The organism is Paenibacillus sp. H1-7 (assembly GCF_022354825.1).
In the GTDB taxonomy this organism is placed as follows: domain Bacteria; phylum Bacillota; class Bacilli; order Paenibacillales; family NBRC-103111; genus Paenibacillus_S.
The window spans coordinates 1,039,340-1,066,035 of record NZ_CP031168.1; the positions used below are offsets into that span (position 1 = coordinate 1,039,340).

Here is a 26,696-nt window from a genome sequence, read left to right on the forward strand (position 1 = left end):
GAGGAGAGAGGATGAACACCAACACCAATACGATTGCACAGCAGCCGTTATGGAGCAACGAGATGGATTGGACTGCGGCGCTGTACAAGCTGCGGCATGTGGAGCACGTGAAGGGGGAGCATGGCTTTTCGCTGCGGCAGCAGCTTTCGTTCTCTTATTTGCTCATAGTAGCAACGCACGGGAAAGGAACGCTGACGCTCGATACGGGCGAACACCGGCTGTCGGGAGCAACCGCCTATTGGTGCTCGCCTGAGCAAACGTTCGGCATCAAGGCGGAAGATGGGGACGGGCTGGAAGTGTATTTATTCCATTTCGACATGTACATAGAGCCGTCGGTGTCGAAGGGGGAGAGGCTTCTCCATTTGATTGAAGAGAAGCGTGGCGAACAAGAAATCGCTGTGCATTCCCCGGGCGAGACGGCTATGCTATGCGAGGCGGTAATGGACAGCTATGCCAGCGAGCAGCGGGCGGAACGGTTTCGCCGCCAAATAGCGTTTCAAGAGCTGCTGTATGAGCTCATGAAGGAAGATGCTCCACCTGCGGATGGCGCAAATTCGGCGATGGATCGGGCCAAGGAGCATATGGAGCGTCATTATGGCGACAGCTTGACGATTGATCAGCTGGGGAAAATCGCCGGAGTGAGCCCGAAATATTTTGTCGAGCTGTTCAAAAAGCTGTACGGGATCAGTGCGATCGACTATTTAACGGAGCTGCGTATGAACAAGGCGAAGCAATACCTGATTCAGTCGAATGCAAGGCTGAGGGATATCGCTCATCAGGTAGGGTACCAGGATGAGTTTTATTTTAGCCGCAAGTTCAAGCAGCAGGTCGGCGTCTCTCCGTCGGTGTATGTGAAGAAGAGGCAGCGGAAAATCGCCGCTTACGGCGCTTGGACGACCGGACATTTGCTGGCGTTGAACATTATTCCGTACGCTGCGCCGCTGCATCCCAAATGGACCGCTTACTACCATAACAAGTACCGCAACGAGATTCCCGTTCATCTGAGCGCCTTCAAAATCAACGAGCATTGGGAAGCCAACATCGAGAAGCTTCGCCAATCCGTACCGGACATGATTGTAAGCATGGATGGATTGCATCCGGAGGAGAGGGAGCGGCTAGAGCAGATTGGACATGTTCATTATGTGCCGCAAGCCGATCTGAACTGGCGGCAGCAGCTCAAGCTGACTGCAGACTACGTAGGAGAAGCGAAGGAGGCCGACGAGTGGCTGAGCTCTTTTGACCGGCAAGTTCACTCCGTGCGGGAACGGTTGAGGCCGATCGTGCACAATGATTCGTTTCTGATCGTCAAAATCCACAAAGGGCAGCTGTACGCTTACTGCAATCGCGGGATCACGGACATCTTTTATGGCGAATTGCAGATGAAGCCTGCTTATGCGTACGCGTCTTCCGCATACAGCCACAAGCTTACGATAGAGCAGCTGCGCATGCTGCAGCCGGATCGGCTCATTTTGAACATTTGCCATGAAAGTGAAACGCTGGCCGCCTGGCAGCAGCTGCGTGACTCCATGGAGTGGCAGGAGCTGGAAGCGGTGCGCAGCCAAAAGACGTATGTGATCGACTCCGATCCATGGCGGGAATATTCTCCCATCGCCCATGGGCGGATGGTTGAGGATACGCTTCGACTCCTTTCCGGAAATCGTCCATGACGATTCCGGATATTTTCCATGTTCTAAGGCAGGAAAACTCTCTATCATTATCAATGAGAATGGTTATCAATTACAGGGCCATAGATTCAGATTAAGAAACAGAAAGGCGAAGGTGGGCAAATGAAAAGCAAATGGACAGCCGGAGGGCTGGCTTTACTAGTGACATTATCGTTAACGGCATGCGGTACGAGCAGCGGAGGAAGCGCTCAAGGAGCTAACGGCGCGGGTTCGGCAGGAGGAGGCGCAGCGCAGACACCGACGCAAACGCAAGCTCCGGCAGCAGCGGGCGGCCAGGAGGCGAAGGCGAAGGCGAAGGCCAAGACGATGACTTTTTTGGATAAAACGTACACGGTGCCGGAGAAAGCCGAGCGGATCGTCATTACCGGAGCATTGGAATCGATGGAGGATGCGATGGTGCTGGGTATCAATCCAGTAGGCGCGATCAGCGTCTCCGGCAAGTTTCCCGATATGTTCAAGAGCATTACGGGTAAAGCGGTGTCGATCGGGGAGAAGACGGAGCCGAATTTCGAGAAAATATTGAGCCTCAAGCCGGATGTTATCCTTGGCTCGTCGAAATTCAAGCCCGAGGTAATGGAGCAGCTGTCCAAAATGGCACCGACCTTGCCGATGTCCCACATTTCGACAAACTGGGAAGCGAATTTACTGGCACTCGGGGAGCTTACGGGCAAGAAGGCGGAGGCTGACAAAGTGATCTCCCAATACCAAGCCGATTTGAAAGCGGCGAAGGCGCAGCTCGGAGAGAAGATGAAGGATAAGAAAATCGTCATCGTCCGCGTGCGGGCCGGCAGCCTGTACATCTATCCAGAATCCGTATTCTTCAATCCGTCGCTGTACGGGGAGCTGGGCTTTACCGTTCCTGCCGAGGTGAAGGCGGCGAAAGCGCAGGAGCTGATCTCCCTGGAAAAGTTCTCGCAGATGAACCCGGATTATGTGTTCGTGCAATTCTCTGAGGACGAGAATAAGGATGCGCCTAAAGCGCTGGAGTCGCTGCAGAGCAATCCGATTTGGAAAAGCATTGCAGCTGTGAAAAACAACAAGGTGTTCGTCAACGTAGTCGATCCTTTGGCGCAAGGCGGAGCTTCGTGGGGCAAAATCGAGTTCCTGAAAGCGGCAGTCGCGAAGCTGTCCGGATCTTGATGCAGGTTGATGGGATATGCTATCTAAACGCGCATTAGCGATAGGAATATTGGCAGCAGCCCCGTTCGCTATGGCAGCACTCGTTGTATTGTCGGTGCTGTACGGGGCCAAGCAGATTGACGCCGGAACCATCGGGGACGCGTTCTTCCGCTTCGATGCGGATAATGTCAATCATCAAATTATTATGCACTCCCGACTGCCCAGAGTGCTGGGAGCGCTGCTCATCGGAGCATTCCTGGCCGTATCGGGAGCCTTAATGCAGGGGATGACAAGGAACTATCTTGCGTCCCCTTCTATTATGGGCGTGTCCGACGGCTCGGCGTTTCTGATTACGCTCTGCATGATCGTCCTTCCGGGAGCATCGTCGATGAGCATGATCTGGTTCTCGCTGATCGGCTCGGCCTTGGGCGTCGCCATCGTGCTCGGTGTCGCATCGGCGGTTCCCGGAGGCTTGTCGCCGGTTCGTATGGCCGTGGTCGGCGCGGTCATCGGAACGTTCCTGAGCAGCATTTCGGCTGCGATGGCCGTCTACTTCCAAATTTCGCAAAATATCGGCTTCTGGTATAATGCCCGGTTGCATGAGATGGAGCCGCAGCTGATCCGGCTGGCAATTCCTTTTGCGATAGTCGGACTTGTGATCGCGCTTCTCGTGTCCAAGTCCGTGACGATCCTATCACTTGGTGAAGAAGTATCCGCCGGTCTAGGGCAAAGAACGTTGCTGGTCAAATTGGCGGCAACCGCCTCCGTCGTTATATTGACGGGAATCTCGGTGGCTCTGGCGGGAAAAATCGGCTTCGTCGGACTGATCGTGCCGCATATCGCCCGGTTCCTGATCGGGCTCGACTACCGCTGGATCGTTCCTTGCGCAGGAGTGCTCGGGGCGCTGTTTCTCGCATTGGCCGACCTGCTGAGCCGGTTCATGAACTATCCTTTCGAGACTCCGATCGGTATCGTCACTTCGATTATCGGCGTCCCTTTCTTCCTTTACTTGATCCGCAAGAAAGGGGGCGAGGCACATGCCTAGAAACTCGATGCTGCGTTTCTGGACGGTTGCGGCGACGGGGCTGCTCCTGTTTCTGGCGACCGTGTATATCAGTATAACGAACGGAGCCTTCGACATTCCGGTGAAGGATGTGTTCGGCACGCTGCTGCGAATTCACCCGAATCCGGACTATGATCTCGTCCTGTTCGATTTCCGTCTGCCCCGAATTGTCATTGCGGCGTTAGTCGGGCTTGGGCTCGGCATTGCCGGCGCCGTCATCCAAGGCATCACGCGCAACGGGCTGGCGGATCCCGGCATTCTGGGGATCAACGCCGGAGCGGGGTCGGCTGTGGTTCTGTTCATGCTCCTGTACCAAGGAAAAATGAGCGGAATCGGCTGGACTTCTGCGATGGCTATGCCATTGTTTGGCTGGGTAGGAGGCGTCGGCGCCGCCGTACTGATCTTCCTGTTCGCCTGGAGCAACGGAAGGCTTGACTCGCAGCGGTTGATTTTGTCCGGGATCGCCATTGCATCCGGTCTGGGCGCCTTCACGATGTACATTTCGCTAAAGATGAATCCGCAGGATTTCGAAATGGCCACCGTTTGGCTGTCCGGCAGCGTCTGGAACGCGAACTGGCGGTTCGTCACGGCCGCCTTGCCTTGGCTCGTTGTGCTCGTTCCGTTCATCTGGTGGAAATCGCGCCTGCTCGATTTGTTCCAATTGCAGCGGGACAGTGCAGTAAGCGTAGGCGTAGCCGTCGACAAAGAAACGGTAATGCTGCTCTTGGCCAGCGTAGGCATTGTAGCCGCGTGCGTCTCCGTATCGGGAAGCATGGGCTTCGTCGGCTTGATGGCGCCTCATATCGCCAAGAGGCTGGTCGGTATTCAACACAAAAAGGTCATTCCGGTGTGCGGACTTGTCGGGATGGTGCTTGTGGTGGCGGCTGATTTTATCGGCAAGACGATCTTTGCCCCGGTTACGCTTCCTGCGGGCATTGTCATTGCCATCCTGGGCGTTCCTTATTTCATTTATTTGTTGTTCCGCGCCAAAAGTCAGTAAGGAGGATAAGCCATTGAGAGGAACGATTTACAAGCAGTGGTTCGTCAATCGCGACATCTACGTCTATTTGCCGCCTTCCTACGAATCGAACAGTGCGGCGGCTTATCCTGTCGTCTATATTCAGGACGGAGATTATTTAATAATGGGTGCCGCCGAGCAGCTGGAGGAGAGGTTTGATCGCGGTGTTTTGCAGGAGCTGATTCTCGTAGGCATTGAGCCTATCGACCGCAACGATGAGTATACGCCATGGTATACGGACCCGATCTCGGACCGGTTCCCGACTCCGTGTCAGGGCCAAGGCGAAACGTATTTGCGTTTTGTCGTTGAACAGCTCAAGCCTTATATCGACGGCGCTTGCCGTACGAAGCGGGAGCCTGAGGCGACCGGAATAGCCGGAGCTTCCTACGGCGGGCTAATCACGATATATGCCGCCTATTTGTTCCCTGAAGTATTCGGCCGGTTCGGCCTGCTATCCGCCTCGTTCTGGTACGAAGGCATGATTGAATATGTGAGCAGCCATCCTATTCCGTCCAACGACAAGCGCTTGTTCATGTATGTGGGCAGTGAAGAAGGGGCCGGCAAAACAACGATTCAGATGCATATGGTGCCATACACGAGAGAGGCTCATCAGCAGTTTTTGGCTGGCGGATTTCCCGGGAAATCAATGAAATTCGTCGAAGAACCGGGCGGGGTACACACCCATGAGTTTTTCATAAAATATTTCCCCGATGCGATGGAATGGCTGTATCCAGGCACGGATGAGACGAGAAATCCAAGGGAGTAGGGAGTGCAACCTATGAAAGAGCAGGTGCTGGTAACAGGAGCGTCATATTTCGACCTGACCTCCGTGTCGAATCAGCGGGAGTATCGGATCTTCGTCGGCGCTCCCGACGGAGAGGCGCCCGAGGAGGGCTATCCGGTGCTGTACGTGCTGGACGGCAACGCTGTATTCTCTATCGTAGCGGAAACGGCAAGACTGCTTGGCGGCAACCATCCTCGCGCTTTCGGCTCGCTGCTGGTCGTAGGGATCGGATACCCTTCGGCCGATTCCAGATCCGTTGAGCGCGTGTACGACTACACTCCTCCGGCTGACCCGTCTGTCCTGCCGCCGAGGAAAGACGGCAAGCCGTGGCCGCCTACCGGAGGATGCGATGAGTTTATTCGATTCATCGAGGAGCAGGTCAAGCCGCAGATCGAGCGCCAATATCCGGTCAACCGCAGCCGGCAGTCGCTGTTCGGCCACTCGTTAGGCGGGCTGTTTACGCTGTATACGCTGTTCCGCAGGCCCGAGCTGTACCGCTCCTATATTGCGGGAAGCCCGTCCATCTGGTGGAATAACGGCAGCTTGCTGCAGGAAGAACAGGCTTTTGCCGACCGTATACAGCAAGCCCCGGCGGATGTAAGGCTGCTGCTATCGGCAGGAGAGCTGGAGCTGCATCATCCGATGCGGATGCTCGGTAACGCCGAGGACATGTATAACCGGTTGGCGAGCCATAGCGGAGCGGGAGTAGACGCATCGTTCCATGCTTTTGCCGGTGAAGGACACCTTTCCGTGCTGCCTGCGTTGATCGGACGGACCGTGCAGTATGCATTGGAGAGAGAACACAAGTAAGCCATAGTTATGACGGATTCGCGCAACGCACTTGTACTTGCACTTGCCTTTGACGATAAGGCAGGTGCATTTTTTCATATATAGCATTAATAAGCTCGGGGGCTCCCCCACAAAGCATCTGAGGGACTTCACACGAAAGCTCCACTTTGTTGGTTTATTTATTGCCGAGGGCCTGTGCTCAGCGGTCTCAACCTGCGGTTGAGAAAAATTTTACCAATTTCTACTACCGCGTGCTACCTTTTGGAAATCGCTTCCTATACAATCCAAATAGGGAGGCGATAAACCGAATGAACATCAACTACAGTAAAAATCTGAGCGAGCGCATCGCAGGCTACAGAAAGAAACGCGGCTTGACGCAGGAACAGCTGGCCCAGCGGCTCGGAATCACGTATCAGGCTGTCAGCAAGTGGGAAAACGGCCAATCGTGCCCGGACGTCATCCTGCTGCCGCTGCTATGCGATGTGTTCCAAGTGAGAATGGACGAATTGTTCGGAAGATCGATGCAGCGGGATCATTTGCGCAAAGGATTGACGGCGGAGTATTTGTTCAACGGGGACGCTTGCGACAGCAGCGGGAACGGGCGCCATGGCACCATCATGGGGGCCGCTCCTTGTACAGACCGGTTCGGTAACGCGGACAGCGCGTACTTTTTCGACGGAAAGGACGATTACATCCTGGTGCAGCCGGCCCCGGACGTGTCTTCGGAGGCGTTCTCCTTATCGGTATGGTGCAGCTACAATGCCGACGCCCGGTTCAACGGCTGGGGTCACTGCATCGTCGCTCAGGACGGGCATCATATGCGTCGCGTCTTCCAGCTCAGCACCTTCAATACCCGGTTTGTGTTTCACCGGTTTATGCTGGAGCCGGATCTCCGCAGCGGACCCTCCCTGCACAGAGAGCTCTGGTATCATCTGGCGGTAACCTACGACAATCAGGTGTTCAAGCTGTACCGCAACGGAGTTCTTGTAAGCGAACGGCAGGGGAGATTGAGGCCGGATACGGAGGAACCGCTGTATATAGGGAGAAAAGCGACGGATGAGCCGTACTTCTTTTTTCACGGGAAGATTGACGATCTGAGGATGTATAGCAGGGCGCTGTCCGCCGAGGAAGTGAACGAGCTTTATTTGGAGGATGGCTGGCAGCCTGTATCGGAGCATGAGACAGAGGATGAAGAACAGGAGAATGCCCCCATTTTGGAGCGCGTTGAGGATATTCGGATGACGGTGCCGCAGGAGAACCTACGGGCAGTAATGGAATGGTACACGAGCCATCTTGGCTTTAAGCTGCATGTGAGGCATTATGAGGATTTGTATGTGTTAAGCCTGCAGACCGGTCCGTATTTGCTGCTGCACGGCACCAATGTCGATACAGGGGCGGGTACGGGCTATGCCGGGCTGCCAAGCCCTGTAATATTCAGAACAGGTCGGTCGATGGAATTGATCCAAAGCGAGCTGACAGCCGCCGGTGCCCGGATTCGGGAAATACGAGACGGCGGGTTCGCCCAGTTCATGGATTTTCAGGATCCTTTCGGATACGAGTGGACGGTTATGCGGGAGAAATGATAGCAGACCGGTAGAGCGGTGCGGGAGTGGGGTTGCCGAATCTGATTGAATAAAATAAAAGAATGTAACGTCACCTTGTCCATCATTGTCATGGGCAAGGTCCTTTTTTATGTAAAAAAATGGATAATAGGTCATTCATATATTAATAAAAAGTAAATCGGCGATAAATCTCATTAAACTCTTAATATCCGTTTGATTCTATGAAAACATTAGCTCCCTATACTCATAAAGTGCAGTTCAGTTTTGGAAGGGAGATCAGCCATGTCGTTAATAGACAATAATATATCGCTCCAGGCAGCACAATCCGCCCGTAAGCCAGCGGTCAAAAAACGCAGCCTTACATCGGTGCAATGGCGGGAGATCATACTCGCTTATGTGTTTCTGGCCCCGTCGCTGGCGTTGTTCGGCATCTTTCTGTTTTATCCCATGATCAAATCGGTCTATCTCAGCTTTCAATTGACCGATCCTCGCGGACGCGTCGCTGCTTTCGCCGGATGGGACAATTACATCGAATTGTTCACCTCCGACAAATTTTATCAAAGCTTGAAGGTAACGCTATCGTTCACGCTGCTGACCGTGCCGCTCGGTATCCTGATCGCACTCGTGCTTGCTGCGCTGACCCACAATAAGCTTCGCGGCATGCGCTGGTTCCAGCTCGCGTTCTCGATGCCGGTCGCCGTATCGGTCGGAACGGGCTCGATCATCTGGATGGTGCTGTTTCATCCGACGCTCGGCACGCTGAACTATTTCCTTACGCTCATCGGCCTGCAGCCTGTAGGCTGGCTGACCGATCCGGCTTTGGCGATTTTTGCGGTCTCCATGATGACCATATGGATGAACCTTGGCTTCAACTATATCGTGCTGCTGAGCGGACTTCAGGGAGTGCCTGACGAGATTTACGAGAGCGCCAAAATCGATGGCTCCGGCCCGCTGCGGACGTTTTTCCGGATTACGCTGCCGCTCGTGTCCCCGACGCTGTTTTTTGTAGGTATCGTGTCCGTCATCTCCGCTTTCCAATCGTTCGGTCAAATTCACATCCTGACCAAGGGCGGACCTATCAATACGACGGACGTTATCGTCTTTAACATTTATCAGGACGCCTTCGTTAATTTCCGCTTCGGCATCGGAAGCGCTCAGGCGCTCGTGCTGTTCGCGATCATTTTGATCTTGACGATAGTGCAGTTCCGCTACTTTGAGAGGAAGGTGCATTATCAGTGAATTCCATCGGCTCACGGCTGCAAAATACACTGCTCTATGTTTTGTTAACCGCCGCTGCGGCAGTAATGCTGTTTCCGCTGCTGTACGCGTTATCCAACTCATTCATGACGACGGCCGAGTCGGCGTCGTTCCCGCCGAAGCTGCTGCCGGGCAGCTTCAACTGGCACAACTATTTGGACGTGACGCGCACCATTCCTGTCGGAAGGTTTATTTCGAACAGCTTTTTGGTCGCCGGGGCGATTATGATCGGCCAAGTGCTCACGGCCAGCCTCGCGGCCTATGCCTTCACCTTCTTGAGGTTCCCCGGCCGCAACGCGCTGTTTGCGCTGTTTCTCTCCACTATGATGATCCCGTGGGAAGTAACGGTCATCCCGAACTATCTGACGATCAAAAGCTGGGGCTGGATGGACAGCTACCAGGCGCTGATCGTACCGTTTCTCGCTTCGGCTTTCGGCACGTTTTTGCTGCGCCAATTTTTCCTGCAGCTGCCGAAGGAGCTGTTCGAAGCGGCTCGTATCGACGGCTGCGGCCACCTTCGGATGTTTGCGCAGCTCGTGATGCCGTTGTCGCGGCCCGCGATCGGGACGCTCGCCGTGTACTCGTTCCTGAGCCACTGGAACATGTACCTGTGGCCGCTGCTTGTGACCAACACACCGAACATGCGCACCGTACAGATCGGCGTCGGGATGCTGCAGTTCGAGGAGAACACCTCGTGGAATCTCGTGCTGGCGGGGATTATGACGATGCTCCTGCCGTCGCTGCTGCTGTTGTTCGTAGGCTTGAAGCAGCTCGTGCGCGGTATGACGGCCGGCGCCGTCAAAGGATGAGCAAGTGTTTTAATGGTTCTAATGCATCACAACATAGACTTTTTTTAAGATGAAAAGGGAGAGATGGAGAAGATGAAGCGTATGAACAATAAGACATTACCGTTGGCGGTATTGGCTGCCACGATGTTGATGACCTCGGCCTGTGGAGGAGCCGCAACCGGCGGTACTGCTACACCTGCTGCCGCTAACGATGCCGCAGCTCCGGCCAAATCCGGCGACCCTGTGAAAGTCGTATGGTGGCACGCGATGAGCGGCGAGCTCGGCAAAGCGGTGGACAAGCTTGTAGCGGATTTCAACGCGTCGCAGAAGGATGTTGTGGTTGAGGCGATTTTCCAAGGCACCTACGATGAAAATCTGAACAAGCTGAAAGCTTCTCTTGATTCGAAGAGCGGCCCGACGATGGTGCAAATGTACGAAATCGGCAGCCGGTTCATGATCGATACGAAGGCGATTACGCCGGTGCAGCAGTTCATCGATGCGGATAAATACGATGTTTCCCAATTGGAAGAAAATATTTTGAACTACTATAGACATGACGGCAAGCTGTATTCGATGCCGTTCAATACGTCCAACCCGATCTTGTATTACAACAAAACGATGTTTAAAGCGGCAGGCCTCGACCCGGAAAAACCGCCTGCTACGTACGAGGAAATGGCCGAATATGCCAAAAAGCTGACCAAAGACAACGTTGCGGGCGGCTCGATCGCCATCTACGCGTGGCTTGTTGAGCAGTTCTTCGCTAACCAAGGCGCAGAGCTTGTGAACAACGGCAACGGCCGGACTTCTATGGCTACTGAATCTTTGCTAGCGAGCGATGCCGGTGTGAAGACGTTGACCTGGTGGAAGCAAATGGTCGACGACAAATCGATGCTGAACCTCGGCCGCAAATCCGACGATACCAAGAAAGCGTTCCTTGCCGGCCAAATCGCTATGACGCTTGACTCCACGGCCGGACTTCGCGGCGTCGTCAATGCTGCTGAAGGCAAATTCGAAGTGGGCACCGGCTTCCTGCCTAAACCGGCAGGTGCCAGTGACGGCGGCGTGATCATCGGCGGCGCGAGCAACTACATCATGAACAACCGTTCCGAAGCCGAGCAAAAAGGCGCGTGGCAGTTCATGAAATTCTTGGCCGATCCGAAACAGCAAGCGTACTGGAGCGTCAACACGGGCTACTTCCCTATTACGAAGAAGGCGTATGACGATCAGCTGGTGAAGGACAATATGGCGAAATATCCGCAGTTCAAAACCGCTGTAGACCAGCTGCACGCATCGAAGCCTAGCAAAGCCACACAAGGCGCTGTCATGGGCGTATTCCCGGAAGCCCGCCAGCTTACGGAAACAGCTATCGAAGAAGTGCTGAACGGCAAAAAGGCTCCGAAAGAAGCGCTGGAAGGCGCCGCGAAGGAGATTACGACGAAAATCGGGCAATATAACAAAACGGTTGGGAAGTAACAAGGAAAGGAAGCTATGCCCCGATATCGTATGAACATCGGTACAAAGTAAGAGTAAGTAAGCTGATGCCGCTATAGCAGGCGTCAGCTTTTTTTGTCGTATAGGAAATTATACGTAGCAAATTCCGGTGTCTAGTCGGGGGCTCCCCCAAAAGTAATGTCCAACCTTTTAACGGTTAGACGCCGATCAAGCTATGGCTTGATGCGGACGGAACAAGCTTCAGAGCTTCGCTTCACTTTTGGGGGATTTTGTTCTCGTTCATTCCCCTTGACACATCGGAGAATAATGATTAGTATGAAAGAGCGGATAATTGGGTGATCCAATTTACCGCAAGTCACGTCAACACGGGAAGGTTAATTACAATGACCATTAAGAAGATTAAATACCATCGTGTCTATGAAGATGTCATTGAGCAGATCGAGAGCTTGATTCTGGAAGGAAACCTTGCTCCTGGCGATGTTCTGCCGACAGAGAGGGAGCTGGCTCAGGCGTTTGGCATCAGCCGCGGGACGCTGCGCGAGGCGTTCCGGATACTGGAGCGGGAAGGCTTGATCGAAACCCGTCCCGGCGGCGGCCGGTTCTTAAGCAAGAACCTTAACAAGACCGAGGATACGAAGCAAATTATCGAGAATATCGAGAGAGCGACCATTATCGAGCTGCTGGAAGCGAGAGAGATTTTCGAAACCGGCATTGTCGAGCTGGCGGCGATTCGGGCGACGGAGCAGGATATTGCCGAAATTGAAAGCGCTCTTGAAAGCTGGGGGACGATCGACACCGACTCCGACGACCCGGTCAATCCCGATCAGGCGTTCCATCTCTCGATTGCGAAAGCTACGCATAATGTGGTTCTGGTCAATCTGATCGATCTTCATATGGATCTGCTGCAGAAAACGCTGGTGAAGACGGTGGAAATTCCCGGCCGGAAAGCGGAAGTGTACAAGGAGCATTTTCAAATTGTCCAGGCGATCAAGGAAAAAGACCCCGGCAAAGCGAAGGAAGCACTGCTGCACCATATTAGCCAGGTTAAGCAAAATATTTTGCGGAAAGCGGAAACAAACGGATGATCCCATCCTTTTGACCACATAGGGATTTATAAGTTTTGTGCAGCAAACTGGTAATATTCCTATTGGCGATAAAACCTACCATTAACCGCGGTCGTTCATCATCGAAATGCCTCGATAGAGGTGTTCTCACGCTCAAATTGGATCACCCAATTATCCAAATACCAGATTAATGGAAACGATTGCAGCAGATTCAGCGGTAAGAAGCACGCGGCGGACTGCGATTCGCTTTTTTTAAGTACACAATGCTTGGGATAACGGAGGGTGCATATGACACAACAACAATTCAAAATACTGGCCCCTTGCGGGATGCTGGGCTACGGATTTCCGAAAGCGTCCTTCATGAATGGAATGGCTCATCAGCCGGATGCGATCGTAGTGGACGCAGGCTCTACCGATGCAGGACCTCACAAGCTCGGCGCCGGCACGGCGATTGTCAGCAGGCAGGCTTGCAAAAAAGACCTCGAGATCATTATCACCGAGGGTACGAAGGCCGGCATTCCGATCATCATCGGATCAGCCGGAGGCAGCGGCGCCAAGGTCCACGTGGAATGGACGAAGGCGATCATCATGGATATTTTGCGGGAGCACGGAATCGGCGGCGTCAAGATAGCCACGATATGGGCGGATATCCCCCATGAGGTGGTGGAAGCGAAGCTGGCTGCCGGTCAATGCGAGCCGCTCGGCTTATCTGTGGCACCGCTTACCGGAGAAAGGCTGGCGGCCACCGGCAGCATCGTCGCGCAAATGGGGCATGAGCCGATCATCGAGGCGCTTGAAGCGGGAGCCGACATCATCCTTTGCGGGCGCGCCTATGATCCGTCGCCGTTCGCTGCGGTCGCGATGTACCATGGCTACGATACGGCGCTTGCCTACCATTTGGGCAAAATATTGGAGTGCGCCGCATTGTCGGCAGAACCCGGAACAACGAAAGATAGTATGCTAGGCACGCTCAAACAGGACTTCTTCATCGTCCAGCCTCTGAATGACGCCCGCAAATGTACGGCGGTTTCGGTCGCCGCGCATACGTTTTACGAGAAGGATCACCCGTATATTTTGCACGGGCCGGGATTAGTGCTTGACCTGGAGCAGTGCGTTTTTACGGAGCTCGGGGACGGCAGCGTGGAAGTGCGTGGCAGCAAAATAGCCGAGACGCCGGTGTACAAGATCAAGCTGGAAGGTGCCATGAAGGTCGCCTATCGGACATTCGTCGTCGCCGGAGTGCGCGATCCGCTGCTGATTCAACGCATCGAGCAGGTGGAGGAGCTCGTCAAGCAGCAGGTCAGGGACTATTACAGTGAAATACCGCCGGAGGATTACAGCATTCATTTCATTAATTACGGCTTGAACGGCGTACTGGGAGACTTGGAGCCGCAGCGTACGCCGGGTCACGAATTGGGCGTCGTGTTCGAAGTCGTAGCGAAGACGCAGGAGCTCGCGAACGCAGTCTGCAGCTCGGTGAGATCGACTTTCCTGCATTACGGCTACGAGGGCCGTAAAGCGACTGCCGGCAATCTGGCGTTCCCGTTCGCTCCAAGCGATGTGCCGTTCGGCGCGGTGTACGAGTTTTCCGTGTATCACTTGATGGAGGTTTCCAACGGGCTGGAAATGTTTCCTATCGAATATATCGAGGTGCAGCCATGAAGCTATATGACGCAGCAACCGTTTTGCGAAGCAAGAACAGCGGGCCTTTTGAGATTACGGTGGATGTTCTGTTTACCGAGCCAGCCGTGTATTACAAGATCAAGGAACACGGACTTATCAATAAATCATTGATTGCCCGGCTGTATAACATCGAAGAAGACCATATTATGCATATCGTGTTTTTCGATCAGGCGCTCGGGTTTAAAATTACGTTCGCAAGGAAGGTTTCCTCCGGCACGTTTCTGGATCGGGATGTGTACGGAGCCCAGCAGCACGCGCCGCTTATGGAGCTGGAGCTGAACCTGTGAACGAGGCATCAGGAGGTGTACAATGAAAGCCAATTCGCTGATTAAAAGAATGTGGTCGGATAGAGTGCTGTATCTCATGCTGCTGCCCTGCATGGCATACTTTATCATTTTCCACGTGCTGCCGATTATCGGCATGAAGCTGGCCTTTTACGATTACCGGATATTGGGCGATCACGAGTATGTCGGACTCAAATATTTTAAGGAGCTGTTCAGTACTCCGGTATTCGTCAACGTATTGCAGAACACATTAATTATTAGCGCCATGAAAATGTTTCTTATTTTCCCCATTCCGATCCTGTTCGCACTGATGCTCAATGAGTTCGCCAACGGCAAGTTCCGCAAAGCGGTGCAGATCGTATCGTACCTGCCGCATTTTTTGTCCTGGGTCGTTATTGCGGGAATCTGGTTCGAATTTTTGTCGCCTTCCACGGGAGCGGTCAACGAATTTGTGAAAGCGCTTGGCTTGCCGGCCAAAGATTTTCTGACGGATAAAGACAGCATCCGGTGGGTGCTGCTTGCGAGCGAGGCTTGGCGGAGCATCGGGTGGGACTCGATTATTTTCCTTGCGGCGATCATGGGGGTTAGCCCTAGCCTATACGAAGCCGCATACGTGGACGGAGCAAGCCGGTGGCATATCGTTACTCGAATCGTATTACCGCATTTGTACGTACCGATGGTTACTATTTTTATTCTCAATGTCGGATTCATCATGAACGCCGGACTGGATCAGGTGCTTAACTTCACTAACGATTCCGTCAACAGCCACATCGATATTATCGATACGTATGTGTATCGCGTCGGTTTGATTAACGGGCAATATTCGTTTGCGACGGCGGCCAATTTGTTCAAGAGCTTGATCGGGGTCATCCTTGTGCTGTCGACGCATTTTATTTCGAAAAAATTAACTTCCAAAGGGGCATGGTAAGGAGGTGGTCGGTTCATGCCGGAAAGAAAGCTAACCCTTTCCAAAGGGATTATCGCGCTCGTTCTGTCGGTTCTTACATTAACGATGTTCGTGCCGATCGTGAACTTGTTCGCCAGAGCGTTATCGCACCCTGACAAAGTTCATTTGCTGCATGGCTATGAAATATGGCCGAGAGGCTTCAGTCTTATTAACTTTCAAGTGGTTCTGAGCAATCCGATCGTAGGCAGGGCGCTGCTCAACTCGTTGTTTATTACGATTGTAGGCACTTGCTTGAGCATCTTTTTTACGACGATTGCCGCTTATGTATTGACCCGCAAAAACCTGATCGGCAAAACGCCCATCATGATTTTTCTAATTATCATCATGATCTTCGAGCCTGGGATCGTTCAAGAGTATATGGTCATCAAGGATTTGCATTTGCTCGACAGCTTGTGGGCGATGGTGCTGTACCGGATGATTAACGTGTACTACCTGATCATTATGATGCGTTTTCTCGAGGAAATTCCGGATTCTCTGATTGAAGCGGCCAAAATCGACGGGGCGGGGCATATGACCCTGTTCATGCGGATCGTTATGCCGCTGGCGCGAATTCCTCTGCTGACTATAGGCATGTTTTATGCGATTGCGAAGTGGAACGAGTTTTTCAAATCGAGTATTTTCCTGTCCAGCCGTGAAAACACAGTGCTGCAGGTGCTTCTGAGGCAGTTTGTCGTCGAAAGAGATACGACTGCGCTAGTAGGCGTCACCGATCTGCTGAAAAACAACAATATAGCTCAGCTCGATTTCTCATCGCTGAAAGCGGCTACAATCGTCATTGCGATGATACCGATTCTCATGCTCTATCCGATCATCCTGAAGTATTACACCAAAGGGGTTATGGATGGCGGCGTCAAAGAATAATTCCATTGAAAACTGGGGAGGTAACAGAAATGAGAAAAATGTTTACCCTGATGGCAGCCGGCTTAATGGCGGCAACAACCGCCTGCAGCTCCGGCGATACGAAAGCTCCTGCGGATAATGCGGCGGCGGGAGCGTCCGGCCAGCCCGTAACGATCACGATTGTCGACAAGGATCTGGCGGCCGACGACAAGCTGCTCAAGGGCATCGAGGAGGGTATGAAGGCCGAGGGCAAAAACGTAAAGCTGCAGCTTGTTCCGGTGCAGTCCGGCACGTACTCCGAGAAGCTCGGTCTTTTGCTGCAAAGCGGCAATATCCCGGATTTGATCTATTTCCAGGGCGGAGACCTCCAGTTCGCGATGACACAAAAAATTCTCGAGGATTTGACTCCTTATATCGATAAATCCACTCACGTAAAAGCATCGATGAACCCTTTCAACAAAGAGAGAACGAAGAACTATCCGTATCTCGTCTGGCTGTCGCCGACCAGCAGCTCGATTCCGGTCGTCCGCCAGGATTGGCTGAACAAAACGGCATCCGGCAAAGACCTCCTTGCGAACCCGACTATCGACAACTACTATAATTTCTTCAAGGAAGTGAAGGAAAAGAACGGCGCCAAATTCGCCTATACGACAGCGGGTACGCTCGATGAGCTCGATGCGACGTTCGGTCAAGCATTCGGTCTGACGTCCACTTGGCTCAAAGGCTCCGACGGCAAGTACGCATTCGGCAAAACGACATCGTTTGAGAAAGAAAAGCTGGAATTTTACGCGAAGCTGTATAAGGAAGGCTTGCTCGATCCGGAATTTCTGACCAAGAAATGGGATACGAAGGAAAAAGCGTTCTACGACGGCCAATCGGCGGTTATCGCCGGTACGCAGGGCAAAGTCATTGACCTTTATAATGCGAAAGCGACGTCCCAGAACGGTGCGAATGCCAAAATTACGCCATTGCCGCCTGCCAAAGGAAAAGGCCAAGGCTATACGCCGATTGACGTGAGCAAGGAAAGCCGCGGCTTCGCGATCAGCAAAACGTCCAAGAACAAAGAGACGGCGTTCGCCGTGCTGGAATTCCTGGCCAGTCCCAAGGGGCAAATGCTGGATAAGCTCGGCGTCGAGGGAGACACTTATCTGGTCGAGAACAACAAAATCAAGCTGACGGCCAAGTCCGCCGAATGGTATCCGCGTTTCGTCGAATCGACCGTGAATTTCAAGCCGGACAAAGAATTCGATCCGTCGACACCTTACTTGTCCGAGCCGGCTGCGAAGTCGCTGGAAATGATGGCTTCACTCTCTACCAAAGACAACAGCTTCATTATCCCTTCCGATCTGGCGGCCAAATGGGATGCATGTAACGCGCTGTACAAGGAATTCGCAGCCAACATGGTGACAGGCAAGAAAACAAGCGCCGATTTCGATAAATTCGTGCAGGATTGGAACGCGGCGGGAGGTAAAGAAATTACCGAATACGCTAACAAAACGATCAAGTAATGAGACTGATCGGAGCGCGGACGCAAGGTGTCTGTCAGGATTCGGGATTTGGATTGGTAACATTAGATTCCCGGACAGGGCAGATTCGCAGTATCGCGCTCCGGATACGAAAGGGGAGAAGGTCGGCATGATTTCGTTTGCGGATCGGGTGAAAGGGGTCGTCTTCGGTACGGCGTTCGGCGATGCGATGGGCGCGGTTGTGGAGAAAATGACTTACAGCCAGATCAAGGAAAAGTACGGCCGGGTGGAGACGACGAGAACGAAATGGTGGAAGGCGGATTGGCCGGAAACCGCACGGCTCGGCAGAATGCGGGGGCAAGGCATCATTACCGACGATACGCTGATGACGCTGGCTCTAATGAACGTGTACTGCACCGAGCGCCGCCATCTGGACGCCTACGATATGGCGAATGAATTTGTGAAGGAAATCGGCTTCCGCCCCCGGTATATTCCGGAGCTCGGGCGGGAGGCGTTGATTCTGGACCGGTTGTTTTACCCGGAGAAGCATATTTTTAACCGCCATGTGCTGGCGAATTGCGAGCCGCGCGAAGGCGGATACGGCAATATGGTCAACTGCGGAGCGGCAATGTATATTGCTCCGGTAGGAGTTGTCAACGCGTGCAATCCAAAGGCTGCGTACGATGAAGCGATCTTGTTCGCCTCCGGCCATCAGATCAGCTATGGGCTGGAAGCGGCGGGAGTGCTGGCTTGCTGCGTTGCCAAGGCGTTCGAGCCGGGGGTTAACGTGCAGGACATCGTGGATACCGCGCTTCGCTATGCGAAGGACGGCACGAAGCGGGCAATTCAAGACCTTTGCGAGAAGGCGATGGAGCTTCGTCCCGTGAAGCAGGAACGGGATCGTGTCGTGCAGGCGTTCCATGAAGCGATAGCCCGCTATTCGCCGATGGGTGACGATGTGAACCGCAGCATGGATAAGCTCGGCATTCCGTCGAACCATTACACGCCGAGCCGGTTGTTCTCCATCGAGGAGCTGCCGATGGCGCTTGCTTACATCGTGCTGCATGACGGAGATTTGCTCGAAGCGGTCAAGGACGGCGTCAGCTCCGGACGCGACACGGACTCTATCGGCGTCATGATCGGAGCTATCTTGGGAGCGATGCATGGCGTAGCAGCCATACCTGCCGATGAAATCTCCACTCTTGAAGAGGCGAACAAGCAGGATATGGATACACAGTGCAGCCGATTCATCGAAGCGGCGGCAGCGATACTTAAGGAAGACCTGGAATTCAGCGAACGCAGGCAGCAACAGCTTCGTTCAATACAATAAAGGCGGTGCACATGCAATGATTCCATCGAATTATCTGCAAAAAGTTTACTCTGGTTACTTGGGCATGAATATCGGCATAAGGATTGGCGCTCCGGTTGAGCCGACAATCTGGACTTATGAGAGAATAAAAAACACCTACGGCGAAATTACCGACTATGTCAAGGAATTCAAAAACTTCGCGGCTGACGACGATGCGAACGGTCCGTACTATTTCTTGCGCGCGCTCTATGACGACGCGGTCGACCGGGATATTACTCCGAACGATGTAGCGCGCGCTTGGCTGAACTATGCCCGTGAAGGCATCGGCATGTTCTGGTGGGGCGGCTATGGCGTCAGTACCGAGCATACCGCGTTTATCAACTTGAAAAATGGCATCCCGGCTCCGCAATCGGGCTCCATCGAGCAAAACGGCTTGATTATCGCCGAGCAGATCGGCGGGCAAATTTTTATCGATACATGGGGGCTCGTGAATCCTTGTAATCCTAAAAAAGCCGCCGATTTCGGCGAAGCCGCGGCTCGCGTGTCTCACGACGGCGAAGGTGTCTTGGGTGCGAGATTCTTCTGCGCGGCGATTGCCAAAGCGTTCGAAACGTCGGACATCAACGAAATTATCGAAGCGGGACTCGGGCAGCTGCCTCTCCATTCGCTGTACACGCAGGTGGCAAGAGCCGTACTGGCTTTCCATGCCGAGCATCCGGACGATTTCCGCGCCTGCCGCGATATGCTGGAGAAAGATTGGGGCTACGACAAATATAAAGGCGTTTGCCACATCATCCCTAACGCAGGCGTCTGCGTTCTGGCCATGATTTATGGTCAAGGCGACTTCAACCGGACCGTTGAAATTGCGACCATGTGCGGCTGGGATACCGACTGCAACGCAGGGAACGTCGGCACCGTGCTCGGCGTAGCTTGCGGTCTGGAAGGTATTGCGGACAAGTATCGCAAGCCTATCAACGATTCGATCGTCATGTCCGGTATTTCCGGCTACCTGAACATTCTGGATATTCCTACGTACGCGAAGGAGCTTGCTATTCTGGGCTACCGTCTCGCGAAAGAGCCTTGCCCGCAAGAGCTCACAGACAGCTTCAAGGAGCAGGAAGTCTACTTCGACTTCGAGCTGCCGGGATCGACGCATAATCTTCGCGTGTCCGATCCGTTTTTTTGCCAAGCCCGTCACTCCACGGAAAAAGCGTTCAAGGGAACCGGCTCCCTTGAAGTGATCTTCGACCGCATGACCCGCGGCGAGAAGTCCAAGGTGTTCTACAAGCCGTTCTATACCCGCGCGGATTTCAGCGACGAGCGGTATTCGCCGACCTTTGCTCCAAGAGCTTATTCTGGCCAAAAAGTATCGATGAATATGTTCCTCGACCAATGGGGCGGGAATGAAACAATGGGTATCGCACCTTATGTACGACTCGCCAAGAGCAAAAAAGAGCTTGTACAAGGCTACGTCAAGCTCGTGGATCAGGAATGGATTCATGTCGAATTCGAGATCCCGGATTCCGAAGGCGAGCTTATCGACGAGGTCGGCATCGTGCTAGAAGCCTATTCGACCCGCAAACCGAAAAGCTTGGGCCGCGTCTTCATCGACGAGTTCCGCATTTACGGCAAAGCAGACTATTCCATCGATTTCGGTAAGCAATCGTCGGATTTCGGCTGCGTTACGCCATTTGCCCATAACCATGGTGCTTGGAGCCTGGTAGACGGCAGTATGTATCTGATGACCGCCGAGCCGAGCGAGGCGTATACGGGCAATTATTTCTCGCGCGACTATTCGGTATCGGTGAAGATCAATCCGCAAATCGGGGATTCGCATCTGGTAGCGATCCGTGCGCAAGGAGCTATGCGCGGCTATCACGCGGGCTTCGACGGAAAGGGGCAAGTCGCGATTTATATCAACGACTTTGGCTTTAAGAAGCTTGCCTCGGGCAGCTATGATTGGCAGCTGAATCAAGAGTATGATGTTACGGTGACGGCTCTAGGGAATACGATTACACTGAGCGTGAACGGAGAGCAAGTATTGGCGCACACGGACGATACTTGGGGTTACGGGATGTACGGCGTAAGTACGTTAGGAGCGGCTAGAGCTTATTATAGCGATATTCGAGTCAGGGAGAATTAGGAGATTATCGTCGTCCTCAACTCCTAGGATAGGAAGGTAGTAAAAATCATGGGGAAAATCATAGTATTGGGCAGCGCCAATATGGATATGGTGATGCGGACAAGTCGGGTGCCGGAAATTGGCGAGACGATGCGCGGCGAAGGCTTTTTCCTCTCGCCCGGCGGCAAAGGAGCCAATCAGGCGGTTGCTTGCGCCAAGATGGGCGCCGACACTTGGTTCATGGGCAAGGTCGGAGATGATCTGTTCGGCCAGTCCCTGCTTGACGGGCTTGCGGGTTATGGCGTACACACCGGCTATCTGAAACGCGAACCGGGCGTTACCACAGGTGTCGCCGCTATCACCGTATGCAACGGCAACAACAGCATCATTCTGGACGGCGGCGCTAACAATCTTGTGACGCCGGAGTATATCCGCGGCTACGAGCAGGAGCTGTTATCCGCATCGGCAGTGATGCTGCAGCTGGAGATACCGATGGAGACCGTATACGAAGCCGTTCGCTTGCTCAAAGGCAAAGTGCCTATCTTCCTGAATCCGGCGCCGGCGATGCCGATGGATGAGGAGATTTTGCGCGGCGTGGATTATTTCACCCCGAATGAGATCGAATGCCGTCTCTATACGAATGTTGAGATACACAGCGTGGATGATGCGATTAACGCTTTGAATATTTTGCGTAATAAAGGAATCCGATACCCGCTCATTACCCTCGGTGAGAAAGGAATCGTGTACTTCAACGGAACGGAGAACGTGTACAAGGAAGCACGGAAGGTTGAGGCGATTGACACCACCGCAGCGGGAGACACGTTCTCCGGTACGCTGGCAGCGATGATTATCGCCGGGAAAAGCATGGATGATGCGGTCGATCTGGCGCAGCGGGCTTCCGCTATTGCAGTGACCCGCCTCGGCGCTCAGGAGGCGATTCCCGGGGTCGAGGAGATTTCGGAGTAGAAAAAAAGTGCTGGTAAGAGAAGATTTCAGATCTCTTTTCAGCACTTTTTTATACCCTTTCAAGAATATTTCTCCATCATTTTAGTTAAATAATTTCGAAAGTCTTCAACATAGGCTTTCGGCTCTACGATTTCTAGATTTGTACCGAAGCTTGCTAAAAATTGAAATCCCGTACTGTTTTGAGGGACATAAATGGTTGCTAATAAATATTCAGAACTATAATTTTCAATGCTCTTTCGGCCGTACCTTTCAATGAATTGATCTTTTACGCTAGGCGAAATCAATGCCTTAATAGCGACTAATTCCGGTTGATATCTTGCGTCGCGTTCTTGTTCTAACAAATTTTCTCTAGGGTTAAATGTGTTTTCGTCCATATTCAGATTATCGACCCTAGACAATTTGAACGTTCTAAATCTCATACGATGTAAACAGAATGCTTTCAGATACCAGCTCGTTTCGCTAAAATGAAGCTGATATGGCTCGACGATTCTATTCGTCGTTGTGCCATTTTTATCGATATAATCAAATGAAACTAACCTTCTCATGACTATAGATTCTTGACATGTCTTAAAGGTTTGAAGAATCTCTGACCGTCCCTCCCAATCATAAAATGACAGTTGAATTGAACTTCTCAGAGACAATGGACTAACCATTGCTTCTATTTTTCTTATCGTCATTTCAACTTCTTCGCTAAATAGTATTTGTTCCAATCCGCTCAACGCAGTTAATATATTCTCTAAGTCGGAGCTGCTTAAAAGCCGTTTATCAACCTTATATTCATCCATAATACCGTAGCCGCCATTAACTCCATTGATAGCATAGATCGGGATGTTTGATAAGCTCAGTGCTTCCATATCGCGAAGAATCGTTCTTTTGGAAACGTTAAATAATTGCGCGAATTCTTTTGTTGAAACGACATCTTTTTTCAGCAATATCATGATTATAGAAATAAGTCTCTCAACCTTGTCCATGATGTTTGCCCTCTTTTCTCCTACTTTATTCTATGAATGGTGACATATAGCTGTCACCTTTTATGTATTATACTTCATCTATCACAAGAAGGAGGTATTGACTTATGTCGGCTATTGCCTATTTGAACTTTGATGGAATTGCAGAGCAAGTGATTGAATTTTATTCGGAGGCTTTAAAAGCAAATGAAGTGAAGAAAGTGAAATTTAAGGATTTTCCTCAAGATCCAGACTATCCATTGCCAGACAATGAGTTGAAGATGATCATGGAGTCTTTAATAGAATTCGCAGGAGGCAAGATCATGATGTCGGATATTTTGCCTTCGATGAAGATGGTAACAGGTGAATTGGTGAAAGGAAATAACGTTCTGATTAGTCTAGTCATTGATGATAAACAAAAACTGAAGGAATACTTTACTAATTTGTCCGTTGGCGGCAAAGTTTTGATGCCGTTATCCAATACTCCTTGGTCTTCATGCTTTGGAATGCTGGTTGATAAGTTTGGAGTTACCTGGAAATTCAATAGTGATGCAGATATTTTTCTTGATAAAGTCATTTCCAACAAAAAGTAACTCATTTTAAAAAATGGTCATGCAATTGCAGACCATTTTTTTTTATGAATTTAGAAAGGAGGATGTATTTTATCTATAGTAATGAGCAGACTGGACAAATTCATTGCAAACATTAGAGAAAATAAAATGTACGGTCAATGGAATGATAATGGACGTTTATTAGATTATTAACGAATTCGAACAAAGCTGCTTAAAGATAGCGCTTTTATTTGTATCTTTCCATCTATGTTAAAAAATCAATGCTAACAGTTTGATATTTTTGTGTTATGATAGTACTAACCCTCAAATGCTATAACCGTACCTGGTTTTAGCAGCTTATTGAGCGGTCTAATCGATTTGATTTTCTGCTGTTGAGATTGTCGTTAGTGAGTAGGTTTATTGAAAATAATAGGCAATCCCGAACTGGTGGCTCCACATGGTTGATGATTCTGCTGAAGAAGGCAGAATGGTGTTTCACTGGAAGCGGCAAACCAAAGCTACAACCTCGCAAGAAGCTGGGTTAAGGCCTTGGTTTTTGTGTGTTCCTAGGGTTTTGTAGTCTTTACCGACTTTTAATTAAATTTTAACTATCATATAATAGTAGATATCTGAATCTATCAACATTGTAAACACTACGATCACTCTGATCGGAAAAGGTGCATGAACTAGGTCGTACCCTGGCTTGTTGTGGAGCCTAAGCAGGCGCGCCTACATCTTTTCTTAAAATAATAGCGTGTAAGGGACGGTAAACATGAGTAACAGACAAACTAGAACAGACGTTATCTTAATTGGTGCCGGAATTATGAGTGCGACTCTCGGGTCATTGTTGAAAGAATTGATGCCGAAATGGGACATTAAAGTGTTTGAGAGACGCGGAACGGCAGGAGAAGAAAGCTCTAATGAATGGAACAATGCGGGTACGGGGCATGCTTCCTTGTGTGAGCTTAACTACACCGTCGAGAAACCGGACGGATCCGTAGACATTAGCAAAGCGATTAAAGTAAATGAAGAGTACCAGCTTTCAAGACAGTTTTGGTCTTATCTCGTGGACAGCAAGCTGATCCGTAACCCTCAGGACTTTATTATGCCGGTACCTCATATGAGCTTTGTGCACGGGGAGCAAGATGTAAAGTTTTTGAAAAAACGGTTTGAAGCGATGTCCGCGAATCCGCTGTTCCAAGGAATGGAATTCTCCGACGACCCGGATAAATTGGCGGAATGGATTCCGTTAATGATGAAAGACCGTTCTTTGAATAAACCGATAGCGGCAACCAGAATTGAATCCGGGACGGATGTCAACTTTGGTGCTTTAACGCGATTACTGTTTGATCATTTAAAGAGTAAAAATGTGGATATCCAATACAACCGCAATGTGGATGATATTAAACGTGCGAGCGACGGCTCGTGGGAATTGAAAGTACGCGATGTCCATAGCGGCACGGTTGAACGCCATACGGCAAAGTTCGTCTTTATCGGCGGCGGCGGCGGAAGTCTGCATTTGCTGCAAAAATCCGGTATTCCTGAAGGAAAGGGAATCGGAGGCTTCCCGGTAAGCGGGCTGTTTATGGTGTGTCAAAACCCGGATGTTGTAGCGCAACATCATGCCAAAGTATACGGCAAAGCTTCCGTCGGTGCTCCTCCCATGTCGGTTCCGCATCTGGACACAAGATTCATCGACAACAAAGAATCGCTGCTGTTTGGGCCGTTTGCCGGCTTCTCGCCGAAGTTTTTGAAATTCGGTTCCATGATGGATTTGGTCACTTCCGTAAAACCGCATAACCTGGTAACGATGATGGCGGCGGGCGTGAAGAACGCTTCCTTGACTACCTACCTGATCAAGCAGGTAATGCTATCGAAAGAACAGCGCATGGAAGAGCTGCGTGAATTCGTTCCGAACGCTAAGAGCGAGGATTGGGATCTGCTGGTAGCGGGACAGCGCGTGCAAATTATTAAAGATACGGCTGCCGGCAAAGGAACGCTTCAGTTCGGTACGGAAGTTATTAATGCCGCGGATGGCTCGATCGCTGCATTGCTCGGCGCTTCTCCGGGTGCTTCTACCGCCGTTTCCGTAATGCTTGAGGTCATGAATAAATGCTTCCCGCAGCATATCAAAGCATGGGAGCCGAAGATCAAAGAAATGATTCCTTCTTATGGCGTGGCTTTGCTGAAAAATCCGGATCTGATCCGCGAAATTCATGCTTCAACCGCGCGGACACTAGGTCTTGCTAGCGAGCTCCAACCTGTATAGTTGACAGAAACGATACTAAATATGTGGCAGCCTTATCCTGAAATCAAAGGATGAGGCTGTTTGTTTTTGTCTAAAGCCTGTTAAAAGAAGAGTGTGGGGAATACGGTGGAGGGCGAGGAGGTATAATAGGACTGCTGTAAAGTCTTCGAACGGGTACGGGTCCTAGCACAATCCTTCTTACGGCAGGTAGGCATCCACGACCTCAAATCTTTGCTCATTGTTAATCGTCATGTATTTCACTTCGATCACATTGCCTTTTTGAAATGCAGGAATATGAATGATAGGGATGACGGTCTTTACCACGGTATGGAGTATCGTGTCATTCTGCATAGTGACGGTTAGATCGAGTAATACCTCCGGCTGATCGTCTACTTGCACATTGGTTTGCTGAATGGAGTTAATAACAGCTTGTGCCGAGATACCGCCCTCAAGAATGGCCTTGCGCTGCAAATTTTGTTCTCTGCGATCCCGTAATCCCCTGACAAGCATGATAATTGTTAATAATGTCGTACATAGTGAGAAAATAACAATGATCCATATAATAACAGCCATTTAGTATTCACCTCGCTATTCCACCTATTATTTAGTGTGGGAAAATATCCCTTTTTATTAAGTTTAAATTAGTGAAAAAGAGAAGTCTATGGACTGTGGGATTATTTCTCGCAGGACTATATAGTAAAAAAGAAAAAGCCCTTCCGCTATAGATCGGGC

General features: G+C 51.4%; 23 protein-coding genes and 1 pseudogene. 22 read left to right on the forward strand and 2 right to left on the reverse strand.

Annotated elements, in window-relative coordinates:
- Positions 1-11: 11 nt before the first annotated feature.
- The 19 genes from DVH26_RS04820 (at position 12) to rbsK (ending at position 22,218) form a co-directional block, all read left to right on the forward strand.
- A complete protein-coding gene (locus DVH26_RS04820; protein WP_239631710.1) occupies positions 12-1,667 on the forward strand; it encodes an ABC transporter substrate-binding protein in 1,656 nt (551 codons plus the stop codon).
- Positions 1,668-1,787: 120 nt separating this feature from the next.
- Positions 1,788-2,825 (forward strand): iron-hydroxamate ABC transporter substrate-binding protein, encoded by a 1,038-nt coding sequence (locus DVH26_RS04825; RefSeq protein WP_239631712.1) that lies wholly within the window; start codon positions 1,788-1,790, stop codon positions 2,823-2,825.
- Positions 2,826-2,841: 16 nt separating this feature from the next.
- Positions 2,842-3,849 carry a FecCD family ABC transporter permease gene (locus DVH26_RS04830; protein WP_239631714.1) on the forward strand — a complete coding sequence of 336 codons (1,008 nt, stop codon included), beginning with the start codon at positions 2,842-2,844 and terminating at the stop codon, positions 3,847-3,849.
- A complete protein-coding gene (locus DVH26_RS04835) occupies positions 3,842-4,867 on the forward strand; it encodes a FecCD family ABC transporter permease (protein WP_481857574.1) in 1,026 nt (341 codons plus the stop codon). The genes DVH26_RS04830 and DVH26_RS04835 overlap by 8 nt, the downstream gene beginning before the upstream one ends.
- 13 nt (positions 4,868-4,880) lie before the next feature.
- The gene (locus DVH26_RS04840; protein WP_239631716.1) at positions 4,881-5,651 is read left to right on the forward strand and encodes an alpha/beta hydrolase; all 771 of its coding nucleotides are present in this window, start codon (positions 4,881-4,883) and stop codon (positions 5,649-5,651) included.
- Positions 5,652-5,663: 12 nt separating this feature from the next.
- Positions 5,664-6,479 carry an alpha/beta hydrolase gene (locus tag DVH26_RS04845; RefSeq protein WP_239631718.1) on the forward strand — a complete coding sequence of 272 codons (816 nt, stop codon included), beginning with the start codon at positions 5,664-5,666 and terminating at the stop codon, positions 6,477-6,479.
- 287 nt (positions 6,480-6,766) lie between these two features.
- A complete protein-coding gene (locus DVH26_RS04850) occupies positions 6,767-8,041 on the forward strand; it encodes a LamG-like jellyroll fold domain-containing protein (protein WP_239631720.1) in 1,275 nt (424 codons plus the stop codon).
- A 261-nt stretch (positions 8,042-8,302) separates the two neighbouring features.
- Entirely contained in the window at positions 8,303-9,259 is a 957-nt protein-coding gene (locus DVH26_RS04855) for a carbohydrate ABC transporter permease (RefSeq protein WP_239631722.1), read from the forward strand.
- Positions 9,260-9,264: 5 nt separating this feature from the next.
- On the forward strand, positions 9,265-10,086 hold the full coding sequence (locus DVH26_RS04860) for a carbohydrate ABC transporter permease (RefSeq protein ID WP_239635280.1): 822 nt from the start codon (positions 9,265-9,267) through the stop codon (positions 10,084-10,086).
- 72 nt (positions 10,087-10,158) lie between these two features.
- Positions 10,159-11,538: an ABC transporter substrate-binding protein gene (locus DVH26_RS04865; protein WP_239631724.1), complete on the forward strand. Its 1,380-nt coding sequence runs from the start codon at positions 10,159-10,161 to the stop codon at positions 11,536-11,538.
- A 362-nt stretch (positions 11,539-11,900) separates the two neighbouring features.
- Positions 11,901-12,602, forward strand: a complete 702-nt coding sequence (locus DVH26_RS04870; protein WP_239631726.1) for a FadR/GntR family transcriptional regulator — start codon at positions 11,901-11,903, stop codon at positions 12,600-12,602.
- A 267-nt stretch (positions 12,603-12,869) separates the two neighbouring features.
- Positions 12,870-14,243, forward strand: a complete 1,374-nt coding sequence (locus DVH26_RS04875; protein WP_239631728.1) for an acyclic terpene utilization AtuA family protein — start codon at positions 12,870-12,872, stop codon at positions 14,241-14,243.
- On the forward strand, positions 14,240-14,551 hold the full coding sequence (locus DVH26_RS04880) for a DUF4387 domain-containing protein (protein ID WP_239631730.1): 312 nt from the start codon (positions 14,240-14,242) through the stop codon (positions 14,549-14,551). Before DVH26_RS04875 ends, DVH26_RS04880 begins: the two co-directional genes overlap by 4 nt.
- Before the next feature lie 22 nt (positions 14,552-14,573).
- Positions 14,574-15,476 carry an ABC transporter permease gene (locus DVH26_RS04885; RefSeq protein WP_239631733.1) on the forward strand — a complete coding sequence of 301 codons (903 nt, stop codon included), beginning with the start codon at positions 14,574-14,576 and terminating at the stop codon, positions 15,474-15,476.
- A 15-nt stretch (positions 15,477-15,491) separates the two neighbouring features.
- Complete coding sequence (locus DVH26_RS04890) at positions 15,492-16,376, forward strand: carbohydrate ABC transporter permease (RefSeq protein WP_239631735.1); 885 nt, start codon at positions 15,492-15,494, stop codon at positions 16,374-16,376.
- Between the two features lie 29 nt (positions 16,377-16,405).
- Entirely contained in the window at positions 16,406-17,863 is a 1,458-nt protein-coding gene (locus tag DVH26_RS04895; protein WP_239631737.1) for an extracellular solute-binding protein, read from the forward strand.
- Positions 17,864-17,990: 127 nt separating this feature from the next.
- Positions 17,991-19,151, forward strand: coding sequence for an ADP-ribosylglycohydrolase family protein (locus DVH26_RS04900; RefSeq protein ID WP_239631739.1), 1,161 nt, complete (start codon positions 17,991-17,993; stop codon positions 19,149-19,151).
- A 16-nt stretch (positions 19,152-19,167) separates the two neighbouring features.
- A complete protein-coding gene (locus tag DVH26_RS04905; protein WP_239631741.1) occupies positions 19,168-21,273 on the forward strand; it encodes an ADP-ribosylglycohydrolase family protein in 2,106 nt (701 codons plus the stop codon).
- A 48-nt stretch (positions 21,274-21,321) separates the two neighbouring features.
- The gene (gene rbsK / locus DVH26_RS04910; protein ID WP_239631743.1) at positions 21,322-22,218 is read left to right on the forward strand and encodes a ribokinase; all 897 of its coding nucleotides are present in this window, start codon (positions 21,322-21,324) and stop codon (positions 22,216-22,218) included.
- Positions 22,219-22,277: 59 nt separating this feature from the next.
- Here the strand turns inward: rbsK and DVH26_RS04915 are convergent, their stop codons facing one another.
- Positions 22,278-23,189, reverse strand: a complete 912-nt coding sequence (locus tag DVH26_RS04915; protein ID WP_239631746.1) for a helix-turn-helix transcriptional regulator — start codon at positions 23,187-23,189, stop codon at positions 22,278-22,280.
- 104 nt (positions 23,190-23,293) lie between these two features.
- On the opposite strand from DVH26_RS04915, the gene DVH26_RS04920 reads away from it, so the two are divergent.
- The 3 genes and pseudogenes from DVH26_RS04920 (at position 23,294) to DVH26_RS04930 (ending at position 25,985) form a co-directional block, all read left to right on the forward strand.
- A complete protein-coding gene (locus tag DVH26_RS04920) occupies positions 23,294-23,758 on the forward strand; it encodes a VOC family protein (RefSeq protein ID WP_239631748.1) in 465 nt (154 codons plus the stop codon).
- Between the two features lie 84 nt (positions 23,759-23,842).
- Positions 23,843-23,929, forward strand: a pseudogene (locus DVH26_RS04925) (YdeI/OmpD-associated family protein); the annotation flags it as partial.
- 559 nt (positions 23,930-24,488) lie between these two features.
- Positions 24,489-25,985 (forward strand): malate:quinone oxidoreductase, encoded by a 1,497-nt coding sequence (locus DVH26_RS04930; protein ID WP_239631750.1) that lies wholly within the window; start codon positions 24,489-24,491, stop codon positions 25,983-25,985.
- 177 nt (positions 25,986-26,162) lie between these two features.
- Here DVH26_RS04930 and DVH26_RS04935 read toward each other — a convergent pair whose 3' ends face one another.
- Positions 26,163-26,537 (reverse strand): hypothetical protein, encoded by a 375-nt coding sequence (locus DVH26_RS04935; protein WP_239631752.1) that lies wholly within the window; start codon positions 26,535-26,537, stop codon positions 26,163-26,165.
- Positions 26,538-26,696: the final 159 nt, after the last annotated feature.